This is a genomic window from Mycetocola reblochoni REB411, assembly GCF_900163835.1.
In the GTDB taxonomy this organism is placed as follows: domain Bacteria; phylum Actinomycetota; class Actinomycetes; order Actinomycetales; family Microbacteriaceae; genus Mycetocola_B; species Mycetocola_B reblochoni.
The window spans coordinates 1-21,559 of the sequence record NZ_FUKR01000039.1 but is presented as its reverse complement, the minus strand read 5'-3'; the positions used below and the strand labels follow the sequence as shown (position 1 = coordinate 21,559).

The 21,559-nt window shown below is 72.9% G+C and carries 21 protein-coding genes; 17 read left to right on the top strand and 4 right to left on the bottom strand.

Annotated elements, in window-relative coordinates; translation table 11 throughout:
* The 3 genes from solA to FM119_RS07500 form a co-directional block, all read left to right on the top strand.
* Window positions 1–1,157: N-methyl-L-tryptophan oxidase (gene solA / locus FM119_RS07510; protein ID WP_087137063.1), on the top strand; the 1,157-nt coding region annotated here is incomplete at its 5' end.
* Window positions 1,158–1,257: 100 nt separating this feature from the next.
* The gene (locus FM119_RS07505) at window positions 1,258–2,157 is read left to right on the top strand and encodes an ABC transporter ATP-binding protein (RefSeq protein WP_087137062.1); all 900 of its coding nucleotides are present in this window, start codon (window positions 1,258–1,260) and stop codon (window positions 2,155–2,157) included.
* Complete coding sequence (locus FM119_RS07500) at window positions 2,154–2,978, top strand: hypothetical protein (protein ID WP_087137061.1); 825 nt, start codon at window positions 2,154–2,156, stop codon at window positions 2,976–2,978. Before FM119_RS07505 ends, FM119_RS07500 begins: the two co-directional genes overlap by 4 nt.
* Window positions 2,979–3,059: 81 nt before the next feature.
* Here the strand turns inward: FM119_RS07500 and hrpA are convergent, their stop codons facing one another.
* Window positions 3,060–6,893, bottom strand: coding sequence for an ATP-dependent RNA helicase HrpA (gene hrpA / locus FM119_RS07495; protein ID WP_087137060.1), 3,834 nt, complete (start codon window positions 6,891–6,893; stop codon window positions 3,060–3,062).
* A gap of 67 nt (window positions 6,894–6,960) precedes the next feature.
* On the opposite strand from hrpA, the gene FM119_RS07490 reads away from it, so the two are divergent.
* The 9 genes from FM119_RS07490 to FM119_RS07450 all read left to right on the top strand — a co-directional run bounded on the left by FM119_RS07490 (window position 6,961) and on the right by FM119_RS07450 (window position 12,719).
* Window positions 6,961–7,800, top strand: a complete 840-nt coding sequence (locus FM119_RS07490; RefSeq protein WP_087137059.1) for an aldo/keto reductase — start codon at window positions 6,961–6,963, stop codon at window positions 7,798–7,800.
* Window positions 7,801–7,902: 102 nt separating this feature from the next.
* Window positions 7,903–8,763, top strand: a complete 861-nt coding sequence (locus FM119_RS07485) for an NADP-dependent oxidoreductase (RefSeq protein ID WP_087137058.1) — start codon at window positions 7,903–7,905, stop codon at window positions 8,761–8,763.
* An 83-nt stretch (window positions 8,764–8,846) separates the two neighbouring features.
* Window positions 8,847–9,443 (top strand): FMN reductase, encoded by a 597-nt coding sequence (gene msuE, locus FM119_RS07480; protein WP_087137057.1) that lies wholly within the window; start codon window positions 8,847–8,849, stop codon window positions 9,441–9,443.
* A 107-nt stretch (window positions 9,444–9,550) separates the two neighbouring features.
* Complete coding sequence (locus FM119_RS07475) at window positions 9,551–10,012, top strand: Asp23/Gls24 family envelope stress response protein (protein ID WP_087137056.1); 462 nt, start codon at window positions 9,551–9,553, stop codon at window positions 10,010–10,012.
* Window positions 10,009–10,200, top strand: coding sequence for a DUF2273 domain-containing protein (locus tag FM119_RS07470; protein ID WP_087137055.1), 192 nt, complete (start codon window positions 10,009–10,011; stop codon window positions 10,198–10,200). Before FM119_RS07475 ends, FM119_RS07470 begins: the two co-directional genes overlap by 4 nt.
* Window positions 10,197–10,550 carry a hypothetical protein gene (locus tag FM119_RS07465; protein ID WP_087137054.1) on the top strand — a complete coding sequence of 118 codons (354 nt, stop codon included), beginning with the start codon at window positions 10,197–10,199 and terminating at the stop codon, window positions 10,548–10,550. Before FM119_RS07470 ends, FM119_RS07465 begins: the two co-directional genes overlap by 4 nt.
* Window positions 10,547–11,149 (top strand): hypothetical protein, encoded by a 603-nt coding sequence (locus FM119_RS07460; protein ID WP_087137053.1) that lies wholly within the window; start codon window positions 10,547–10,549, stop codon window positions 11,147–11,149. Before FM119_RS07465 ends, FM119_RS07460 begins: the two co-directional genes overlap by 4 nt.
* Entirely contained in the window at window positions 11,146–11,892 is a 747-nt protein-coding gene (locus FM119_RS07455) for a hypothetical protein (protein ID WP_087137052.1), read from the top strand. The genes FM119_RS07460 and FM119_RS07455 overlap by 4 nt, the downstream gene beginning before the upstream one ends.
* A gap of 332 nt (window positions 11,893–12,224) precedes the next feature.
* Window positions 12,225–12,719 (top strand): FBP domain-containing protein, encoded by a 495-nt coding sequence (locus tag FM119_RS07450; RefSeq protein WP_087137051.1) that lies wholly within the window; start codon window positions 12,225–12,227, stop codon window positions 12,717–12,719.
* Window positions 12,720–12,737: 18 nt separating this feature from the next.
* Here the strand turns inward: FM119_RS07450 and FM119_RS07445 are convergent, their stop codons facing one another.
* The gene (locus FM119_RS07445) at window positions 12,738–13,748 is read right to left on the bottom strand and encodes a YeiH family protein (protein ID WP_087137050.1); all 1,011 of its coding nucleotides are present in this window, start codon (window positions 13,746–13,748) and stop codon (window positions 12,738–12,740) included.
* A 12-nt stretch (window positions 13,749–13,760) separates the two neighbouring features.
* Window positions 13,761–15,458, bottom strand: a complete 1,698-nt coding sequence (locus FM119_RS07440) for a dolichyl-phosphate-mannose--protein mannosyltransferase (protein WP_245827363.1) — start codon at window positions 15,456–15,458, stop codon at window positions 13,761–13,763.
* Window positions 15,459–15,510: 52 nt separating this feature from the next.
* Here FM119_RS07440 and rsmI point away from each other — a divergent pair, with 52 nt between their 5' ends.
* From rsmI to FM119_RS07415, 5 genes are all read left to right on the top strand, one after another.
* On the top strand, window positions 15,511–16,365 hold the full coding sequence (gene rsmI / locus FM119_RS07435) for a 16S rRNA (cytidine(1402)-2'-O)-methyltransferase (protein ID WP_087137049.1): 855 nt from the start codon (window positions 15,511–15,513) through the stop codon (window positions 16,363–16,365).
* 153 nt (window positions 16,366–16,518) lie between these two features.
* Window positions 16,519–18,099 carry a methionine--tRNA ligase gene (gene metG / locus FM119_RS07430; protein ID WP_245827362.1) on the top strand — a complete coding sequence of 527 codons (1,581 nt, stop codon included), beginning with the start codon at window positions 16,519–16,521 and terminating at the stop codon, window positions 18,097–18,099.
* 5 nt (window positions 18,100–18,104) lie between these two features.
* Window positions 18,105–19,049, top strand: coding sequence for a TatD family hydrolase (locus tag FM119_RS07425; RefSeq protein ID WP_121657661.1), 945 nt, complete (start codon window positions 18,105–18,107; stop codon window positions 19,047–19,049).
* Entirely contained in the window at window positions 19,046–19,891 is an 846-nt protein-coding gene (gene rsmA, locus FM119_RS07420) for a 16S rRNA (adenine(1518)-N(6)/adenine(1519)-N(6))-dimethyltransferase RsmA (protein ID WP_087137048.1), read from the top strand. Before FM119_RS07425 ends, rsmA begins: the two co-directional genes overlap by 4 nt.
* A gap of 41 nt (window positions 19,892–19,932) precedes the next feature.
* A complete protein-coding gene (locus FM119_RS07415; protein ID WP_087137047.1) occupies window positions 19,933–20,862 on the top strand; it encodes a 4-(cytidine 5'-diphospho)-2-C-methyl-D-erythritol kinase in 930 nt (309 codons plus the stop codon).
* Here FM119_RS07415 and FM119_RS07410 read toward each other — a convergent pair.
* Window positions 20,859–21,473, bottom strand: coding sequence for a helix-turn-helix domain-containing protein (locus FM119_RS07410; protein ID WP_087137046.1), 615 nt, complete (start codon window positions 21,471–21,473; stop codon window positions 20,859–20,861). The genes FM119_RS07415 and FM119_RS07410 overlap by 4 nt on opposite strands.
* Between the last annotated feature and the right edge of the window lie 86 nt (window positions 21,474–21,559).

The following is a 21,559-nucleotide window of genomic DNA, read 5'->3' as shown; positions in this document are numbered from 1 at the left end:
CGCCGACCCGCCCCCGCAGAGGAGGCGTCGACGCGGACGTCATCGTCGTCGGCCTCGGGGCGATGGGCGCGGCGACCGCCTGGCGGCTGGCCGAGCGCGGGGTGTCCGTCATCGGCGTCGACCAGTTCGCCCCGCCGCACCCGCTCGGTTCGACGCACGGGCTCACCCGGCTGTTCCGCGTCGCGTGCCTCGAACACCCGGCGCTCGCCGGCTACGCCCTCGCCGCGCGGGAGCTGTTCCGCGAGCTGGAGGCGAGAACCGGACGTCGCATCCTGACCGAGACGGGCGGCGTCTTCGTCGGCGCGCCGGACAGCCAGGTCGTCGCTGGGAGCCGGGAGGCCGCCAGGGCGGCCGGCATCGACGTCGAGGTCATCGACGCGGACGAGCTCCGTCGCCGCTACCCGCAGCAGGCCGGGGTGCTCGACACCGACGTCGCCGTGCTCGACCCGAATGCGGGCGTCGCCGACCCCGAGCAGTACCTGTCCGCGGCGCTCGAGGCGGCGACCGCCGCCGGGGCACGGCTGGTCACCGGAACGCGGGTTCGCTCCGTCGACGTCGACAAGGACGGCGTCACCGTCACGACCGGCGCCGGTCGGCTGCGCGCGCGCCAGGCCGTGGTGACGGCGGGCGCCTGGCTGGACACCCTGGTGCCCTCGCTGCCGCTCGACCCGATCCGGTCGCCGCTGACCTGGTTTGCGCCACGGCAGGGGGAAGGGTTCGGTATCGCCGACTACCCGGTGTTCATCCGGCAGCTGCCCGACTCCACGATCGTGTGGTCGCACGGCGCGCGCGAGGGCGAGGACGTCAAGGTCGGCCTCGGCGACATCGGCGTCGACCACCCGCGGATCCGCGCCGACGAGCTCGATCGGGGCGTCAGCCCGGCGGAGACGGCGGAGCTCAGCGCCGTCGTCTCCCGGGTGCTGCCCGGCCTCGACCCGACCCCGAGCCGGGTCCAGCCGTGCATGATCACCCGCACCCCCGACGGGCAGTTCCTGCTTGGCCGCGTGGGGCCGCGGCTCGTCGTCGGCGGGGGCGACAGCGGCCACGCGTTCAAGCACGCGCCCGCGATCGGCGAGGTCCTCGCGCGGGCGGTGCTGGACGAGGAGCAGGTCCTGCGAACCGACTTCGTCGACCCGCTCCGCTTCGGCGCACCCTGACCGAACGCCCGACCGCGCTCTCCGTCGTGGACGGTTCGCTGTCGCCGAGCTCGGGTTGATGCCAGGCTGGAGGCCGGCACACGAGAAGAGGGGGTAGCACGTGATCGACGTGCAGGATGTGGTCAAGAGTTACGGGGGGCGACGCGTCGTCGACCGGGTGAGCTTCCGGGCCGAGGACGGGCTCGTGACGGGCTTCGTCGGTCCGAACGGGGCGGGGAAGTCGACGGTGCTGCGCATGGCGGCGCAGATCACCCGGGCGGACGAGGGTCGGGTGCTCGTCGACGGAGAGCCCTTCGGGCAGGCGCCGTTGCCGGCGAGGAGGCTCGGGATCTTCCTCTCCGCCGAGACCCTGCCCGACCGCATGACGGGCATCGGCTTCCTGCGCTACGCCGCGCGGAGCCAGGGCGTCCCCGTCGCCCGCGCCGCGGAGCTGATCGGCCTCGTCGGCCTCGAGGGGGCCGAGTCGAAGCGGATCGCGAGCTACTCCCTCGGCATGCGCCAGAGGCTCGGCATCGCCGTGGCGATGCTCTGCGAGCCGTCAAACCTCGTCCTGGACGAGCCGATCAACGGGCTCGACCCCGACGCCATCCGCTGGCTGCGCGGCTTCGTCACCGGGGTGGCCAGGGCGGGCAACGCCGTCCTGCTCTCGTCCCACCACATGGCCGAGCTCGGTCTGGTCGCCGACCGCGTCGTCATGCTCGACCGGGGCCGCGTGGTGCGCACCGGAAGCCTGGACGAGTTCGTCACCGTCGGTCAGCGCCGCTGCTACATCGAGGCGCTCGACCTCGACGCGGCCGTCGCCGCGCTCCGTGCGGAGGGCGTGCGCGCCGAGCCGTCGCGGCAGGGCGTCCTCGCCTTCGACATCGAACCCGAGCGGGCCGGAGCGATCGTGTATCGAGCCGGAGGGACGCTGCGCCACCTGAGCTCGGAGACGCCGTCGCTCGAGGACAGCTACTTCGCCTCGCTCGGCGCGGCCGAGGCGACGGGGGAGCAGCGATGAGCGCGGCGCCCGGAGGCCGTCGTACGGCCAGGGACGACCGTCGCCGTCAGACCCTCGGTGCGGTCGCCCGGGCGGAGCTGGCGCGGCTGATCGCCAGGGGAGGGCTCCTCGGCGGGCTCGTCACCGCGGTCGCGGTCGCGCTTCTGCTCGGCTGGGCGATGACGGGGCTGCTCGCCCTCGGCGAGGCGGAGACGCCGGAGTTCGCCGCGCCGACCACGGCGGGGGCCGAGGCCGCGCTGTCCGTCCTCGCGGTCGTGCTCGCCGTCGTCCTGGCCGTGGGGGCTGCACGGGACACGGGCACCGGGCTGCTGGAGAGCTCGCTCGCGCTCGTCCCGCGCCGGGGGCGGCTGCTGACCGCGCGCTGGCTCGGTGTGGTGCTCGTGGCCGCCGTCGCCGCGATCGTCGTGTTCGTCGTCGTCCAGCTGCTCGGCGTCGTGCTGCGTCCGCTCGCGAGCACCGACATCGGCACCGTCCTCGCGGTCGGGGTGATCGGCGTCGCCGGCATCGTCCTCATCGCGTTGATCGCCGCCGGGGCCGGCACCGCCTCCGGGCGCCCGGTCGTGGCGATCCTCGTCGTCGGGGTGCTGCTGCTCGTCGTCCCCGTGGCGTTCTCGATCGTCGCCGTCTCCGTGCCGTCCTGGCTGGCCGACGTCCTCACGACGCTGGCGGATGCGACCCCGATGCCGCTGTTCACCGCGGCCGTGAACGCGACGAACCTGACCGTCTCCGGTCCGGGGGCGTGCTTGCTGCCGCTGCTCGGCCTCGCCGCGTGGTCCGCGGTGGCGCTGCTGCTCGCCGTCCTCGCGCTTCGGCGACGCTGACCAGGGCCGGGCGGGCCCGTCGCGCACGGACGGTGCGGGCGGGCCCGGTCGGGCTCGCCACGGCGCGGAGGGTCGGTGGCCTCAGTCGCGGTCGCGGAGCGACTTGGCGATGCGCTGCGGGGAGACGGTCTCCGCCGTTCCCAGCTGCTGGGCGAACAGGCTGATCCGGAACTCCTCCAGCAGCCAGCGGGTACGGACCAGGAACGCCGGTGCGTCGGCGGCGAGCGGGATCGAGCCGCCGGCGTCGAGGAAGGAACGGGTGGCCGCATCGATCTGGTTCTGCCATGCCCTGTCCCTGTTCGGGTTCTCCGGCAGGCGCTGCGCGCGGTAGGCGATCCCGGAGACGTAGCGCGGCAGCTGGGCGAGCCGCTCCCGTCCCGTCGCGGAGATGAAGCCGGGGAAGACCAGGCCGTCCAGCTGTGCCTTCGCGTCGGTGACCGCGCTGAGGGTGTTCATCCCCGTCGCCGCCTTGAGCGCCTTCTCCGCGGCGCGCTGGCCGGTGAGGATCCGCGCCGTCGTGGACACGGTGTCGAACATCGCGTTCATGACCGACTGCGACACCCGGTCCCTGACCGCCTCGAACTCGGCGCGGAGGAAGAGCAGGCCGTCCGGCTTCAACCGGACGAGCACCTCGTCGACGCAGGCGCGGAGGCAGTCGTCGAACAGGGCGGTCGTGCTCGGGTACGGGCTGGCGGACAGCGTCAGCTTCTCCGCCGCGCTGAGGTGCTGCTGGACGTAGCTCACCGGCGAGGGGGTCGCCAGGAGCAGCAGTCGGCGAAGGCCGCCGGGCATGATGCGGGCCTGCTCGGCCGCCGTCGCGACGACGGTCAGTCTGACGCTGTCGCCGGTGTCCTCGAGCGCGGGGTAGCCGCGGATGACGTTCCCGCCCGACTCGGTGTCGACGTAGCGGGGGATCTCGTCCATGTCCCAGCGGGTGATGCCCTCGCGTTCGATGCTGTGAGCCGTCCGCGTCGACGCCTGGACGCGCTGCGCCGTCCGCTCGCTGAGCAGCCGCTGCAGCTCGCCGAGGTCCTTCCCGCTTCGGATCCGCCGGCCGCGCTCGTCCACGACGCGGAACGTGACCCTCAGGTGGTCGTGGACGCGGGACAGGTCGAAGTCCCCGGCATCCACCTCGACGTAGACCTGCTTCTTGATGGCGTTGGCCAGGTGCGCGGTGAGGGTGTCCGCGTCGGTCGTCGGCTGGTCGGGGAGGGCCTGCGGCGGGTCGCCCAGCGCGGTGACGAGGCGGCCGGCCCAGTCCGCGGCGGGCACGACGGTGCGCCGGATCTGCTTCGGCAGCGACTTGAGCAGCGCGGTGACGAGCTCGCGCCGCATGCCGGGCACCTGCCAGTCGAAGCCCAGGGGTGACACCCGGGGGAGCAGAGCGAGCGGGATGTCGACCCGCACGCCGTCGTCGGCGGAGCCGGGGTCGAAGCGGTAGCTCAGCCGGAAGACCTGATCGGCCTGCCGCCAGCTGCCGGGGAAGTCGCGCTCGTCGACGGCGGGCTCGTCGCCGGGGAGCAGCTCCTCCCTGCTGAGGTCGAGCAGCTCGGGTGTGCGGCTCCTGGCCTCCCTCCACCAGCCCTCGAAACTGCGCACGCTCGTCACCTCGGCGGGGATCACCCGGTCGTAGAAGGCGAGGACGGCGTCGTCATCGGCGAGGATGTCGCGGCGCCTGGTCTGCTCCTCCAGCCGTCCGAGCTCGGCCCGCAGCTGCCGGTTGCGGCGGTCGAAGGCGTAGAGGCGGTCGCGGCGGACGTCGTTCGGCCACTCGCCCTCGACGAGGGCGTGGCGCAGGAACAGCTCGCGCGCCGCCTCCGGGTCGATGCGGTCGTACTGGATTCGGCGGCCGGGCACGATGGGGACGCCGAACAGCGTCACCTTCTCGGTCGCGACGGCCGCGCCCTGGCGCTTCTCCCACCGCGGGTCGCTGTGGCTGCGCGTGACGAGGTCCCCGGCGATCGGTTCGGCCCACGCCGGGTCGATCGCGCCGACCGTCCGGGCGAACAGCCGGGACGTCTCGACGAGCTCGCTCGTCATGACCGCGTCCGGCTGCTTCTTGGCCAGCGTCGACCCGGGGAAGATGACGAAGCGCGTCCCGCGTGCCGCGACATAGTCGCCCGCGGACCTCGGGCCCTGCCGTCCCGCCTTCTTCGCCGCCGCCGCGCGGTCGGCCGCGGCCTGATCCTTGATGCCGATCTGCGAGAGAAGCCCGGCCAGCAGCGACTTGTGGATGCCGTCCGGGTCCACGGAGGGGTCGCCGATGGTCAGGCCGAGCGGCTTCGCGAGCCGGGTGAGCTGGCGCACGACGTCCTGCCACTCGCGCACCCGGAGGTAGTTGATGAACTCCGCCTTGCACAGGCGCCTGAGTGCGCTGGAGGAGAGTTCCTGCCGCTTGTCCTCGAGATAGTTCCACAGGTTCAGCAGGGTGATGAAGTCGCCGTGCGGGTCGGCGAAGCGCGCGTGCCGTTCGTCGGCCTGCGCCCGCTTCTCGACCGGCCGCTCGCGGGGGTCCTGGATGGTGAGGGCGGCGACGATGGCGAGCACCTCCCTGGACACGCCGTGTGCCGCGGACTCGATGATCATCCGGCCGAAGCGCGGGTCGACGGGGAGCCGGGACAGCTTCCGGCCGATCGCCGTGATGCGGCCCTCGGGGGTGACCGCGCCGAGCTCGCGCAGCAGCGTGAGCCCGTCCTTCACGCCGCGCGGGTCCGGCGGCTCGAGGAACGGGAACGCGGCGATGTCGCCGAGGCCGAGGGAGATCATCTGCAGGATGACCGCGGCCAGGTTGGTGCGCAGGATCTCCGGGTCGGTGAACTCGGGGCGGGAGGCGAAGTCCTCCTCGCTGTAGAGACGGATCGCCACGCCGGCCTGCGTGCGGCCGGCGCGTCCGGAGCGCTGGTTCGCCGAGGCCTGCGAGATCGCCTCGATGGGCAGTCGCTGGACCTTCGACCGGGTGGAGTAGCGCGAGATGCGCGCGGTGCCCGTGTCGATGACGGAGCGGATCCCCGGAACGGTGAGGCTGGTCTCGGCGACGTTCGTCGCGAGGACGATGCGCCGCTTCACCCCCGCCGCGGTCGACGGGCGGAACACGCGGTGCTGCTCCTCGGCGGACAGCCGCCCGTACAGCGGCAGGATCTCGGTGCTGCCGCCGCGGTCGGAGCCGTAGCGCGCGCGCAGCGCGTCGGCGGCGTCCCTGATCTCCGCCTCCCCGCTGAGGAACACCAGGACGTCGCCGGAGTTGTCCCTCGCCAGCTCGTCGGCGGCGCGCACGATGCCGTCGATCATGCTGGTCGCGTCGGGGGAGGAGCCGTCCTCGTCGGCCTCGGTGAGGACCGGCCGGTAGCGGATCTCGACCGGGTAGGTCCGCCCGGACACCTCGATGATCGGGGCGTCGTCGAAGTGGGCCGAGAAGCGGTCCACGTCGATCGTCGCCGAGGTGATGACGAGCTTCAGCTCGGGGCGGCGGGGTAGCAGCTGCTTGAGGTAGCCGAGCAGGAAGTCGATGTTGAGGCTGCGCTCGTGCGCCTCGTCGATGATGATCGTGTCGTATGCGCGCAGCAGCTTGTCGCGGTGCATCGCATTGAGCAGGATGCCGTCCGTCATCACCGTCAGCTGGGTGTTGGCGGAGGACTGGTCGGTGAAGCGGACCTGGTACCCCACGACGTCGCCGAGCTCGGTCCCGAGCTCCTCGGAGACGCGCTCGGCGATGCTGCGCGCCGCGATCCGTCGCGGCTGCGTGTGGGCGATGGCCGTGCGGCCCAGCTCGAGGCAGATCTTCGGCAGCTGCGTCGTCTTGCCCGACCCGGTCGCCCCGGCGACGATGACGACCTGGTTGTCGCGGATCGCCGCGGCGATGTCGTCCTTGCGCGCGCTGACGGGCAGCTCGGCGGGGTACGAGATGGTCAGGGGCATAGCCTCACCAGTCTACGCGGCTGCGGCCGTGTCGCCCCGCGGCGGCGGAGTGATTAGCCTGGGACGTATGACAAGCCCTCTGCACGTCCCCCGCCTGACCCTGAACACCGGAGCGAGCATCCCCCAGCTCGGTTTCGGGGTGTTCCTCGTGGACCCGGGGGAGACGGAGCGGCTGGTCTCGACGGCGCTCGAGCTCGGCTACCGGCACATCGACACCGCCGCGATCTACGGCAACGAGGAGGGCGTCGGCCGGGCCATCGCCGCGAGCGGGATCCCCCGCGACGAGCTGTTCATCACGACGAAGCTGTGGAACGCCGACCAGGGCACCGAGTCGGCCTACGCCGCCGTCGACGCGAGCCTGGAGAAGCTGGGCCTGGACTACGTCGACCTGTACCTCATCCACTGGCCCACCCCGCGGCGCGACCGCTACATCGAGAGCTGGCACGCGCTCGAGCAGATCAGGGCGAACGGCAAGGCCAGGGCGATCGGCGTCTCGAACTTCCTGGTCGAGCACCTGGAGCGCGTGCTCGCCGAGGGCGGGACGGTGCCGGCCGTCAACCAGATCGAGCTGCACCCGGCCCTCCAGCAGGAGGACGTCACCGAGTTCGGCCGCGAGCACGGCATCCTCACCGAGGCGTGGGGCCCGCTCGGCCAGGGCAAGTACCCGCTGTTCGAGGAGGAGCCGGTCGTCGCGGCCGCGACGGCGCACGGGGTCAGCCCCGCGCAGGTGGTTCTGCGCTGGCACCTGCAGCGGGGCATCATCGTGTTCCCGAAGGCGAGCACGAGGGAGCGGATCGCCAGCAACATCGACCTGTTCGACTTCGATCTCACCCCCGCGGAGATGACCGCGATCAACGGCCTGGAGCGGGACGGACGCGTCGGAAGCCACCCGGACGAGGTCAACTGAGCCGACGTCCGCGTCACACCGTGTCACCGGGGGAATCCCGTGCCGGCACGGGCGTTGGAGCCGTCAGCCCCGATCCCGGGGCGTCGACGGCGGGAGGACGATATGACACGGGCGGTTGTTTTCGATGAGTTCGGCGGACCGGAGGTGCTCCGGCTCGCGGACGTGGTCGTCCCCGACCCCGGCCCGGGGGAGCTGAGGATCGCGGTGACGCGCGCGGGGCTGAACCCCGTCGACGCGAAGATCCGCCGCGGCGGTGCCGTCGCCGAGGCGTTCGGTGCCGTCCTGCCCAGTGGCAACGGCAACGACTTCGCCGGCGTGGTCTCCGCGGTGGGACCGGGTGTGACCGGCGTCGCGCCGGGCGACAGGGTGTTCGGCGGACGCCGCTTCGAGGCGCAGGCGGGCGAGGTGGTCGCGCGAACCGACCAGGTTCTTCCCACCCCTGACGCCGTCGGCGACGACGTGGCCGGTGCCCTCTGGATCGCCGGGCGGACGGCCCTGGCCGCCGTCGCCGCCGTCGCACCGGGGCCGGACGGCACCGTCCTCGTGAGCGCGGCGGCCGGCGGGGTCGGGGTGATCGCGACGCAGCTCGCGCTGCGGACGGGCGCGCGGGTGATCGGCACGGTCGGTGAGGCGAACGAGGACTTCCTCCGCGCGCTCGGGGCGGAGCCCGTCCGCTACGGCGACGGCCTCGCCGACCGGTTGCGGCTGCTCGCCCCCGACGGCGTCACCGCCGTGCTGGACAACGAGGGGGCGGCGACGCTCGCCACCGCCGTCGAGCTCGGGGCCTCGCACGCCGGCGGTGCCGACGCCGACATCGAGCAGCTCCGCGAGCTGGTCGAGCTGATCGCCCGCGGCGAGGTGACGGTGCCGATCGAGCGGGTGTTCCCCGTCGACCGTGTGCGCGACGCGTACGAGCTGCTGGAGGCGGGACACCTGAGGGGGAAGATCCTGCTGGCCTTCTGAGCCACGGCGGCGGCACGTGCGCGTTTTACGTTTCGTGTCGCCGCCGGTCGCCGCGGCCGGGACGGCGGGTCTAGTTTCGGGGCATGACCGATCGCCCCGAGAACGCGCCCCTCAACGTCGTCGCCGTCTCCGGAAGCCTGCACGAGCCGAGCAAGACGACGGTGCTGCTTCGGTCCATCGTCGAGGAGTTCGGAGCGCGCACCCCGATCAACCCGCACCTGATCGAGCTCTCCGTGCTCGGCAGGGAGATCTCCGGAGCGCTCAGCCGCGACGAGCTCAGCGCCGCGGCCGAGCAGGAGGTCCGCCGCATCGAGCAGGCCGACCTGCTCGTCGTCGCGAGCCCCGTGTACCGGGCCAGCTTCACCGGGCTGTTCAAGCACCTCTTCGACTTCGTCGACCAGTACGCGCTCGTCGACACTCCGGTGCTGGTGTCGGCGACGGGGGGCGGGGAGCGGCACGCACTCATCCTCGAGCACAGCTTCCGGCCGCTCTTCGGCTTCTTCCAGGCGCTCACGCTGCCGATCGGGGTGTATGCGTCGACGAGCGACTTCACCGGGTACGAGCTGGTGTCGCCCCGGGTGCACGAGCGGATCTCCCTCGCCGTGGACCGCGCGCTGCCCCTCGTCGTCCGCTCGCAGCCGGTCGGCAGCGAGGTGTCCGAGTACGTCGGCGCGTGGTGAGAAAAGTTTTTGCCGCGCGAGCGTGACGTTCTCTCACGCCGCACGTCTCCTTCATAACCGACGCGATGCCCGATCAGGGCTCACGCGACAGATGAAAGGGAACAATCATGGCTGAGAACAGCACTGCTGACGTCCGCTCGAACACTCCTCGGGTCGACCGTTCCGTCAACACCCCGGCCGAGGGGTCCGGCGCGGGCAAGACCGTCATCGACGACTCGGTCGTCGCCAAGGTCGCCGGCATCGCCGCCCGCGAGGTCAAGGGCGTCTACGCCCTCGGCGGCGGCGCAGCGCGGGCCTTCGGCGCCCTCCGCGACGCCATCGGCAGCACCGACCACGGGCAGGGCGTGCACGTCGAGGTCGGCGAGACGCAGGTCGCCGCCGACATCACGATCGCCGTCGAGTACCCGGTGCCGATGCAGCAGGTCGCCGAGCGCGTCCGCGAGGCCGTGGGCCGCGCGATCACCGAGCTCGTCGGGCTGCAGGTCGCCGAGATCAACGTCGCGATCAACGATGTCCACATCCCTGGTGAGGAGAAGGACGACCAGGCCGAGGAAAGCCGCGTCCAGTGACGGGGACGGTCACCGGCTTGGCGGCGGGGGCCGCCCTGGCCTTCGCCGCCCTGGCGTTCGGGTTCTGGGGTTTCCTGCTCGTGGCCGTCTTCATGCTGATCGGGGCGGTCGTGGGCCGGGTCGCCGACGGGAGGATTGACCTCCGCGGAGTGGCCGATGCGCTGCGGGGCCGTCGGTCGTCATCATGACCGCCGCCGAGCTGCGCCGGACGGCGCGATCCGAGCCCGCGCCGTTCCCCGGCCGCACGCGGATCGCCCCCGGGGCGTTGACGACGGTGGCGCGAGCCGTCGTCGCCACCGCACTCGGCGTCCCCGCAGCGGAGGTCTCCGTCCGTCTCAGTGACAGGGACGGCGGCCTCGCGGTCGATGCGAGGACGCCCGTCGTCTTCGGCACGGCCCGGCGTGACCAGCTCGTCTGGGTTGACGAGCAGAGGGCGGCGATCGCCGACGGCGTGAGCGTCCAGACCGGGGCAGAGGTCAGTGCCGTCACCCTCGTGGTGACCGGTGTCGTCCCCGAGAGCACACGGAGGGTGAGATGACTGAACAGTTCAGCGGCGTCGCTCCGGCGACCCAGCGGTTGTACCGCAGGCAGCTGCGTCGGATCACCCACCGTTCGCGCTCGGTGCTCGTCGGCTTCGTGCTCGTGCTGCTGACGCTCGTCGTGCTGTGGCTCGGCGTCGAGACGGTCCTGTGGCTGCTCGGGGCTCCGGCCCTGCTCGTCGCTCCCGGTGCGCTCGTCGCCGCGGTGGTGGACGGCACGTCCAGTGCCGACCCCGTCGTCACAGGCGGTGCGGTGGCCGCGGTCGTCGTCGGCGTGGTCCTCGTGGCGCTCAGCCTCGGCGGGGCGCGTCGCGCCCGACACGGCCTGTCGGCCGAGCGGATCGCCGTTGTCGTCGACGATCGCGTGCTCGCCTCGGCGGCGGCCAGGGCGGCTCGGGTCGCCTCCGGCGTCGACAGCGGCCAGGTGACGGCGACGGTCGGCCGACGCAGCGTGCAGCTGCGCATCCGGCCGAGCTCGGGCTTCCGGATCGACGAGGGTGCGGTGGTGAGTGCCGTCGAGGACGAGCTGACCGCGACGGGGACCGAGCGCCTGCGGGTCAGTGTCCACGTCGACCAGAACGGAAAGGTGGGGGCATGACGAAGACGAATCGTTTCCTCAACCGCCTGCTCATCGGGCTGGTCGGGCTGCTCCTGCTGGCCGGAGGACTGCTCGTGCTGGCCACGACGATCCCCTGGCCGTGGAGGGACCAGACCAGGGAGCTCGTCGGCCGGTCGGCCGCGTGGGCGAGCGGGCAGGTCCAGCAGCTCGCGGACAGTGCCGGGCTGACGCCCGAGTCCGTGTTCGCGGCGATCTGTCTCGTCCTCGGCGGCATCGTGGTCATCGTCGCGGTGGTCGTCCTGTTCACCCGCGGCGGGGGCCGGACCAAGGTCCTCAGCGAGCGGCGCTCGACGTCGCAGCTGGCCGGCGGCGTGGTGCTGGAGGCGGGTACCGCGGCGCAGGTGCTGCGTGCTGCCCTGCTCGAGCGTCCCGACGTGGTGCACGTGGGCTCGGGGTCGTACCGGGTCCGCCGTCGCGGCGTCCTGGTGCTCCGGGTGCAGCTTCGTTCGGGGGCGGCGATCGGAGAGGTGGTCGCCACGGCGGAGGACAGCGCCCGCGGTCTCGACGTGTTCCTCGGTGAGCAGCCGCCCATCGTCCTCGAGATCGTCGAGGGCACGAGGGCGAGGCTCTCCGGGGACACCCGCACAGCTGCGGTGTCGACGGGGCAGCCCGTTCAGGCGGGCCGCCCCTCCGGGGGACACGCTCCGGCGGACGCCGCCACGACGGTCGACGGCGACGCGGTCAGAGGTGCCGAACCCGTCGGTTCGGGGGCAACGGCCTGAGCGATGATCGCGCGACCATGCGGCGCCGACCGGAGTGATCCGGCCGGCGCCGCGTCGTCGTTCCGGCCCGGCCCGACCCGGCTCGGCCGGGCATGTGCCGTCCCGCTCGTTCCACGGCGCCCGCCGCCCGCGGCCGGTTCGGCGCCCACCCTCGCCCCCGCTGTTGCGGGGATCGTTGCCGGTGCAGCGCGGGTGCGGGTGACGGTCGCGACGGACGTATACTCGCCTGCGTGCCCCCGGTGGTCGGCGTCCCACGCCCACGCCCCGGGCTGCGCCGCCCACCCGGCGGCGTCGTCTGCCGCCCGACGCGGCCAATCGAACAGGTGCCCTCGATGATCCCTCTGACCGAGTCGCAGATCCGATCCTCCTTCCTCAACGTGTCCCAGCGCGAGCGCGCCGCGATCGTCATGCCCGATCTCGCCGCCGTCGACGCCGACCGCCTCGACTACCTGGGCTGGCGGGACCCGAAGCTGCCGCGTGTGGGCTACATCGTCGTCGACCTCGACGGCGAGCCGGCCGGAATCCTGCTGCGCCAGACCGAGGGGACTCCGCGGGCGCGGGCCCAGTGCAGCTGGTGCGAGGACGTGCTGCTGCCGAACGAGGTCGTGCAGTTCAACGTGCGCCGCGCCGGAGCGGCCGGACGCAACGGCGACACCGTCGGAACGCTCATCTGCGAGCGGTTCCAGTGCTCCGCCAACGTGCGCGTCCCCCCGCGGGAGGCGTACCTCGGCTTCGACGTGGAGGGCGAGCGCCAGCGTCGCATCCGCGTGCTGCGGGCCCACGCGGAGGGCTTCCTCCGCGACATCCGCGACGGCTCGCGCGCCTGATCGGCGGCGCGCCCGGACTCAGGTGAGGACGCGCACGAGCAGGTAGCCCGCCGACGCGACGAAGGCCCACGCGCCGAGGGCGACGAGCAGCGCCCGCCACTGCTGCGTGAGCAGCTCGCGCAGGCGGACGGCCGCGCCCAGGCAGAACAGGGCGAGAGCGAAGAGCGCGGACTGCGCCGTCGCGATCCCGGTCAGCACCGCGGCAGGGAGCGGAACCACCGACCCCACGACGAGAGCCGCGAGGAACCCTGCGACGAACAGCGGGACGACCGGAGGCCGGGGCCCCGCGGGCGCGGGGGACCGGCGGTGACGGCGCCGGTGCACCGCTCCGGCGACGGCGACGACAGGGGCGAGGAGCACCACCCGGTTGAGCTTGACGACGAGGGCGAGGGCGAGGGCGGCCTGACCCGCCAGCTGCGCCGTCGCGACGACCTGGCCGACGTCGTGGACGCTCGCGCCCACCCACCGGCCGAACTGGGCCGCGTCGAGGCCGAGCGGGTGCCACAGCAGCGGCAGCAGGCCGATCGACGCCGTGCCGCACAGGGTGACCAGGGCGACCGGCGTGGCCTGCTCCCTCGTCTTCGCGCCGATCGCCGCCCCCATCGCCGCGACGGCGCTCGCCCCGCAGATGGAGAACCCCGCCGCGAGCAGCAGCCCCTCGGTCCGCGGCAGCCGGGCGAGTGCGGCCAGCGCCACCGTCACCGCGAGCGTGGCGACCACGAGGAGCACGGTGCCGGCGAACCCCGCCCAGCCGATGGACAGCAGCGTCGGGATGCTGACGGAGAAGCCGAGCAGAACGATGCCGATCCGCAGGAGACCGCGTGAGGCCAACGCCGTGCCGGCCCGCGCCGGACCGTCGAGCAGGCGCCGGGCGGCGGGCAGCTGGCCGACGGCGACGCCGAGGAGCACGCACCAGCTCAGCCACGGCAGCGCGGGCACGGCGACCGCGAGGGCCAGAGCGGCAGTGGCGCCCCCGGCGGCGACGGCGAGTCCGGGGCCGAGCGCACGCGCGTCAGCGGTGAGGGGCATCTCCGTCGTGCCTCACACCCAGGACGGGAACCACATGTGCAGGTGCCAGAAGTCGTAGCTCACCGTCATGCCCGTCCACAGCGGGTACCAGAACGCGCTGAGCACGATCACGCCCGCGAGGAACACGGCGAGGAGCATCAGCCCGCTCGTCCGGGTGTGCCGCGGCGACCGCGGCGTGCCGACGACGATCCCGATCACCGCCGTCAGCGCCAGGATGAGGTAGGGCTCGAAGGCGATCGAGTAGAACTGGAACACCGTGCGGTTGAGGTACATCATCCACGGCAGGTAGCCCGCGACGATGCCCATCAGGATGGCTCCGTGCGTCCACTCGCCGCGGGCGACGTAGCGGTACAGCAGGTAGAACAGGGCGGCGGTGCCCGCCCACCAGATCAGCGGGTTGCCGATCGACGTGATCGCCTGGGAGCAGGCCTGGGCGGCGCAGTCCCCCTCGCCCGCGGTGCTCGAGGCGTAGAACATGCTCGTCGGCCGCAGCAGCAGGCTCCAGCCGAGTGGACTGGCCTGATAGGTGTGCGGGGAGTCGAGGCCGACGTGGTAGCTGTAGGCGCTCTGGTGGTAGTGCAGCAGCGACTGCAGCGACAGCGGGATCCAGGAGAACACGCCGGTCGCCGCGTTGCCGGGCTGCTCGGCCCAGTGCCGGTCGTAGCCGCCCTCGGTGACGAACCAGCCGGTCCAGCTGGCCAGGTAGACGGCGGCGGCCACCGGCACCATCAGCACGAAGCTCACCGGTCCCTGGGTGAACAGGGCGCCGCGGACGAACAGCGGCAGCCCCAGCCGGCGGCGGCGCAGGATGTCGCTGCCGACGACGTAGAGGCCGAAGGCGGCGAGGAAGTACAGCCCCGACCACTTGACCGCGGTCGTCGCCCCGAACGCCGCGCCCGCCGCGATCAGCCAGGGCCGCCACCAGATCGCCGGGCCTGTCCCCAGCGGCGAGCCAACGACGGCCGCGGCCAGCCTCGCGCCGTAGTGACGTCTGTCCAGCAGCACGAAGACGAAGCCGAGCAGGGCGAAGAACATGACCGAGTTGTCGAGGATCGCCACGCGCGACATGACGATCGCGTGGCCGTCCACGGCCATGAGCGTCCCGGCGACGACCGTGAGCAGGCGCGAGCGCAGCAGCAGCCGTGCGGCGACCATGACGAGCGCGACGCCGAGGATCCCCACGACCGCGGTCGAGATCCGCCATCCGACGCTGTCGCCCGCGCCGAACACAGCCAGGCCGAGCGCGATGAGCCACTTTCCCAGCGGCGGGTGCACGACGTACGACGCGTCGGTGCCGAAGATGTCCGTGTCGCCCGCGTTGAAGCGCTCGTTCGGCTCGTCCGGCCACGTCGACTCGTAGCCGTTGTGGAGGAGCGTGTACGCGTCCTTGACGTAGTAGGTCTCGTCGAAGACGAGCTCGTGCGGGTGGCCGAGGTTCCACAGCCGGAGCACGGCGGCCACCAGGAGGACGACGGCCGGAGCGCCCCACGTCCACAGCCGGGTGAGCCACGGCCGTGTCATCAGTGCTGCCATGCGCTCGTCGAGGCGGCTCCCGGTCGGGACGGCGGGGACGGGCACGGGCGTCGTCACGGCCTCGGCCGTGGGCTCCGCCGTGGCCTGCGCCGTCGCGGCCTGGACCGTCGCGGCCTCCCCGGTCCCGGCGGCGGCGTCGTCCGTCGACGCGGGCGATGACGGGTCGGACGTGGGCACCGCAACAGTCTAGACGGCGGCGGGCGACGCTCCGGGTGGGAGGATGGTCGGGATGATCATTCTCGCCGCCACCCCGATCGGCAACCTCGGCGACGCCTCGCGGCGTCTGGTCGAGGCGCTGGAGAACGCCACCCTCGTCGCCGCCGAGGACACCAGGACCACCGTCCGGCTGCTGCAGGCGCTCGGCGTCGCGAACCGACCGCGCCTGGTGGCGCTGCACGACCACAACGAGCGGGACCGGGCGGCCGAGATCGTGGAGCGCGCGCGCGACGAGGACGTCCTCGTGCTCTCCGACGCCGGGATGCCGACCGTGTCGGACCCCGGCTACCACCTGGTCGAGGCCGCCGTCGCCGCAGGTGTCGACGTCACGGCGCTACCCGGGCCGAGCGCGGTGGTGACGGCGCTCGCGCTGTCCGGGCTGCCCACCGACCGTTTCGCCTTCGACGGGTTCCTGCCCCGCCGCCCCTCCGAGCGTCGACGCACCCTGCGGGCGGTCGCCGAGGAGCGGCGCACGCTGGTGTTCTTCGAGTCGCCGCACCGCATCGCCGACGCGCTCGCCGACGTCGTGTCCGAGCTCGGGGCCGGACGCCGCGTCGCCGTCTGCCGGGAGCTGACCAAACTGCACGAGGAGGTCGCGCGGGGCTCGGCGGCGGAGCTCGCCGCCTGGGCGGCCGACGGCGTGAGGGGCGAGATCGTCCTCGTCGTCGCCGGGGCGGCCGAGCGCGAGGCGGACCCGGAGGACGCGCTGGCCAGGGTCCAGGCGCTCGTCGCCTCGGGCGTCAGGCTCAAGGACGCCACCGCGCAGGTCGCCGGTGAGACGGGCGCGGCCCGCCGCGAGCTCTACCAGCGCGCGCTGACCGCCAGGCAGGACCAGGGCGCACCCTCCGGCCCTCCGGGCGAGGGATAGCCCGCCGACGCGCGGCGGAGCGGGGTGCCCCGCCGGCCGTGGGCACCGGCGAGCCGTCGGGACCCCCGGCGGCCGGACGGGGACGAGCGTGACCCCCGGCCCCGCCCCGTCACATGGAGGGAGCAGGCCGCCCGTGGCTCTAGGATTGAGCACATGGCCACCGGCAGTTCCTTCTCCATCACGACGCCCATCTTCTACGTCAACGACGCCCCCCACATCGGGCACGCCTACACCGAGGTGGCGGCCGACGTGCTGGCGCGCTGGCACCGTCAGGCGGGCGACGACACCTGGATGCTCACCGGGACCGACGAGCACGGCGAGAAGATCCTCCGCACGGCGACCGCGAACGGCGTGACCCCCCAGGCCTGGGCGGACAAGCTCGTCGAGGACTCCTGGAAGCCGCTGCTGGAGACCATCGACATCCGCAACGACGACTTCATCCGCACCACGGAGCCGCGCCACGAGGAGAACGTGCGCCGCTTCCTGCAGAAGCTCTACGACGACGGCTTCATCTACGCGGGCGAGTACGAGGGCTACTACTGCGTCGGCTGCGAGGAGTACAAGCAGCTCAGCGAGCTCGTCGACGGCACGGGCGAGTACGAGGGCCTGAAGGTCTGCGCGATCCACACCAAGCCGGTCGAGCTGCTGCACGAGAAGAACTACTTCTTCCGCATGAGCGACTTCGGCGAGCGGCTGCTGGCGCTCTACGAGGAGCGCCCCGAGTTCGTCCAGCCCGAGTCCGCGCGCAACGAGGTCGTGCAGTTCGTCCGGCAGGGGCTCAGCGACCTGTCGATCTCCCGCTCCACCTTCGACTGGGGCGTGAAGGTGCCCTGGGACGACAGTCACGTCGTCTACGTGTGGTTCGACGCCCTCCTCAACTACATCACCGCCGCCGGCTACGGCAGCGACGACGAGGCCTTCGCCCGACGCTGGCCCGCCGTCCACCTGGTGGGCAAGGACATCCTGCGCTTCCACGCCGTCATCTGGCCGGCGATGCTCATGGCCGCGGGGCTCGAGGTGCCGGCGCGCGTGTTCGGACACGGCTGGCTGCTCGTCGGGGGCGAGAAGATGTCCAAGTCGAAGCTGACCGGCATCGCCCCGAACGAGATCACCGATACCTTCGGCTCCGACGCCTTCCGCTACTACTTCATGCGCGCGATCACGCTCGGCCAGGACGGCTCGTTCAGCTGGGAGGACCTGTCGGCGCGCTACCACGCGGAGCTCGCCAACGGCTTCGGCAACCTTGCCTCGCGGGGGCTGAGCATGGTGCAGCGTTACTTCGACGGGGTCGTGCCGGAGTCGGGAACGCCGGGGGAGGCGGAGCAGGAGATCGCCCGCATCGCGCTCGGCGCCGCCGAGAACGCCGACGCCGCCATCGACCGGCTCGCCGTCGGCGACGCCATCGCGCAGGTGTGGACCCTCGTCGACGCGCTCAACGGCTACATCACCGAGCAGGAGCCGTGGGCTCTGGCGAAGGACCCCGGCTCGCGCGACCGCCTCGCCACCGTGCTGTACACGGTGACGGAGGGCCTGCGCGCGCTCGCGGTGCTGCTGTCGCCGGTGACGCCGAAGGCGGCCGCCGTGCTGTGGGACTCGCTCGGCGCGACGGCGGGACTGGGCGATCTCAGCGCTCAGCCGGTCCGCGACGCCGGACGCTGGGGCCAGCTGCCAGCCGGAACCACGGTGAGCGTCCCCGCGCCGCTGTTCCCGCGCATCGACGAGAGCGCGCAGTAGCCGTCGTGAGCGCGCAGCACGAGCCGGCGCCGATCAGGGAACGGTCCGCGGACGGCCGGAAGGACCTCAGCTACCCGCCGCTCCCCGAGCCGCTTCCGGTGGCGGTGTACGACAACCACACGCACATCGAGTTCGCCGACGGCGAGTCGCCGCTGCAGCCGTCCGAGCAGCTGCGACGGGCGGCGAGCGTCGGCGTGCAGGGGATCGTGCAGGTCGGCACCGACCTCGCCACCTCGCGCTGGGGTGCCGAGCTGGCCGGGAGCGACCCGCGGGTCCTCTCCGCCGTCGCGATCCACCCCAACGACGCCCCGGGGCTGGCCGCCGCCGGCACGCTGGACGACGCCATCGCCGAGCTGCACGAGCTGGCAGGGCGCCCGCGCGTGCGGGCCGTCGGCGAGACCGGCCTGGACTTCTTCCGAACGGGGGAGGAGGGGCGTCAGGCGCAGTTCCGCTCCTTCGAGGAGCACATCCGCGTCGCCGCCGAGCGCGACATCGCCCTGCAGATCCACGACAGGGACGCCCACGCCGAGGTCGTCGCGACGCTCGAGCGGGTGGGTGCGCCCGAGCGCACGGTGTTCCACTGCTTCTCCGGCGACGCGGAGCTCGCCGAGCTGTGCGTCCGCAACGGCTGGTTCATGTCCGTGTCGGGGACGATCACCTTCCGCAACGCCTCCGCGCTGCGTGCGGCGGTCGCGCTCGTGCCGACGGAGCTGCTCCTGGTCGAGACGGACGCGCCGTTCCTGACCCCGACGCCGTTCAGGGGGCGGCCGAACGCGCCCTACCTGCTGCCGCACACCGTGCGTTTCCTCGCCGAGCAGCGGGGCCTGGACGTCGCCGAGCTCGCCGAGACGCTGAACGCCACGACGGAGCGCGTCTACGGCTCGTGGGGTGAGGGCCTCGCCGACGCCGCCGCCTCCGACGCCGCCGACGGAGAGGGCGTCGGCGCATGAGCGCGGTCAGGCTACTCGGGGCGGCGGACATCCGTAAGCTCGCCGCCGAGCTCGACGTCACCCCGACCAAGAAGTGGGGGCAGAACTTCGTCGTCGACCACAACACGGTGCGCCGCATCGTCGAGGTCGCCGGCGTGCAGCCGGGCGACGACATCGTCGAGATCGGGCCGGGGCTGGGCTCGCTGACCCTGGGCATCCTCGAGGCCGGGGCGCACGTCACCGCCGTCGAGATCGATCCGCGCCTGGCCGCGCGCCTGGAGCGAACCGTCGCCGAGCGCAGCGACGGCGCCTCCCTGACGGTGATCCCCGCCGACGCGCTCGAGGTCACCGAGCTGGACCGCGCGCCGAGGCGCCTGGTCGCCAACCTGCCGTACAACGTGTCGGTGCCCGTGCTCCTGCACTTCCTCGAGCACTTCCCCAGCCTGGCCTCCGGCGTCGTCATGGTGCAGGCCGAGGTCGGCCACCGCCTCGCCGCGGTGCCCGGGTCGAAGATCTACGGCAGCCCCAGCGTCAAGGCGTCGTGGTACGGGCGCTGGCGCCTGGTCGGGCAGGTGAGCCGGCAGATCTTCTGGCCCGTGCCGAACGTCGACAGCGTCCTCGTCGGCTTCGAGCGCGCGGACGAGCTGCCGGGCACCGAGGAGGAGCGCCGGGCGACGTTCCGCATCGTGGACCTCGCGTTCCAGCAGCGGCGCAAGATGCTCAGGGGCGCGCTGTCCCCGCTGTACGGCTCCGGTGCGGCGGCGTCCGCGGTCCTGGAGTCCGCGGGCGTCTCGCCGGAGGCGAGGGGCGAGTCCCTCGTCATGGACGACTTCCTTCGCATCGCCCGCGCCGCAGGCGTCTGAGCCGGGCGTCCGGCACCGCGCGGCTGGTCTAGATTTAACCCATGACGCCCTCGCCCCCCAGCCGCGCCGTTCGCGCGAGCGCCCCGGGCAAGATCAACGTCTTCCTCGGCGTCGGCGCGGTCATGGAGGACGGCTATCACGAGATCGCGACCGCCTACCAGTCGCTCGCCGTCTCCGACACGGTGACGGCGAGCCCCGCCGAGGGCTTCCGCATGACCGCCGCCCACCCGGCCAGCGGGGCGGCCGTTCCGGTTCCGGCCGCGGCGCTCACCCTGCGCGCGGCGAAGGCGCTCGCCCGCAGGGGGAGGGTCGCCGAGGGCGTGCACCTGCACGTCGACAAGCTCCTCCCGGTGTCGGGCGGCCTCGGCGGCGGCTCCGCGAACGCCGCGGCGGCACTGCTGGCCTGCCACGAGCTGTGGGGGCTGGACATGAGCCGCGAGGAACTCACCTCGCTCGCCTCGCGCATCGGAGCCGACGTGCCGTTCGCCCTCCGCGGCGGTTCCGCGATCGGCACGGGCAGGGGGGACCAGCTCAGCCCGGTGCTGGCGACGGGCGTGTTCCACTGGGTCATCGTGCTCAGCGGCGAGGGGCTGTCGACGGTGACCGCGTATCGCGCGCTCGACGAGCACAGGGAACGGCACGTGCAGGACATCGGTCCCGCGCAGCGCAGCCCCGTCGTGCCTGTCGAGGTGCTGCACGCCATCAGGGCGGGCGACCCGTACCAGCTGGCCGAGGCGATGCACAACGACCTGCAGGCGCCCGTGTTGCGGATGCGCCCCGAGCTGACGACCGTGATGGAGCGGGGGGAGCTCGCCGGGGCCCTGGCCGGGATGGTCGTCGGCTCCGGGCCGAGCCTGGCGTTCCTCGTCGCCGACGCGGAGCACGCTCACGCCGTCTCCGAGGAGCTGCGCGCCTCCGGCCACGAGGCTTACACCGTCACCAGTCCGAGCCAGGGCGCGCGGTTGGCCTAGCGTCCTCCGTGGTTGGCGTCGTCGCCGGCCGCGGGTTCGTCGGTTGAGGTGCTCTCCGTCGACGGGCGTGCCGTCGTGCCCGCAGAGGGCGCACCGCCCGGTGCGGCGGCGGGCGCGGCCGTACCGCCGTGCTCCGTGCTGCTCGGCACCGTGAGGGGGAAGCGCCGGTCGAGCCGCGGGTCGATCCAGAGGTGGACGGCGGCCATCAGCAGGAGCTGGCCCCCGCCCCAGTAGGCGGGGATGATGAGCCAGCCCATCCCGTTGAGCACCCCGGTGAGGACGAGTGCGGCCGTGACGAACACGACGAGCACGCCGACGCCACGGAACGTCGCGTTGACCCCCGCCGTGTACGCGTCGCGTCTGGCCTGCTGCCTCCTGCGCGCCTCGAGCCCGTCGACGGCCTGCTCGAAGCGGTCGTGCTCCACCCGGACGAACAGCTCGCTCACCTGCACGCCGAGGGCGTCGGCGAGTAGCCCGATGGTGCTCATGCTGGCGTCGTGGCCGGACTCGACCCGCTGGACGGTGCGGATGCCGACTCCGCTCGCGGCGGCGAGCTGCTCCTGCGTCCAGCCCTTGGCGCGTCGGAGTTCTGCGATACGTGTCTCGTTCATGATCCTGAGCTTAGGTTCGGCCAGGGCGCGGGCAACACGTCAGCAACCCGCCACCCTCCCGCCAGTCAGCCGCCACGGTCCCGCCA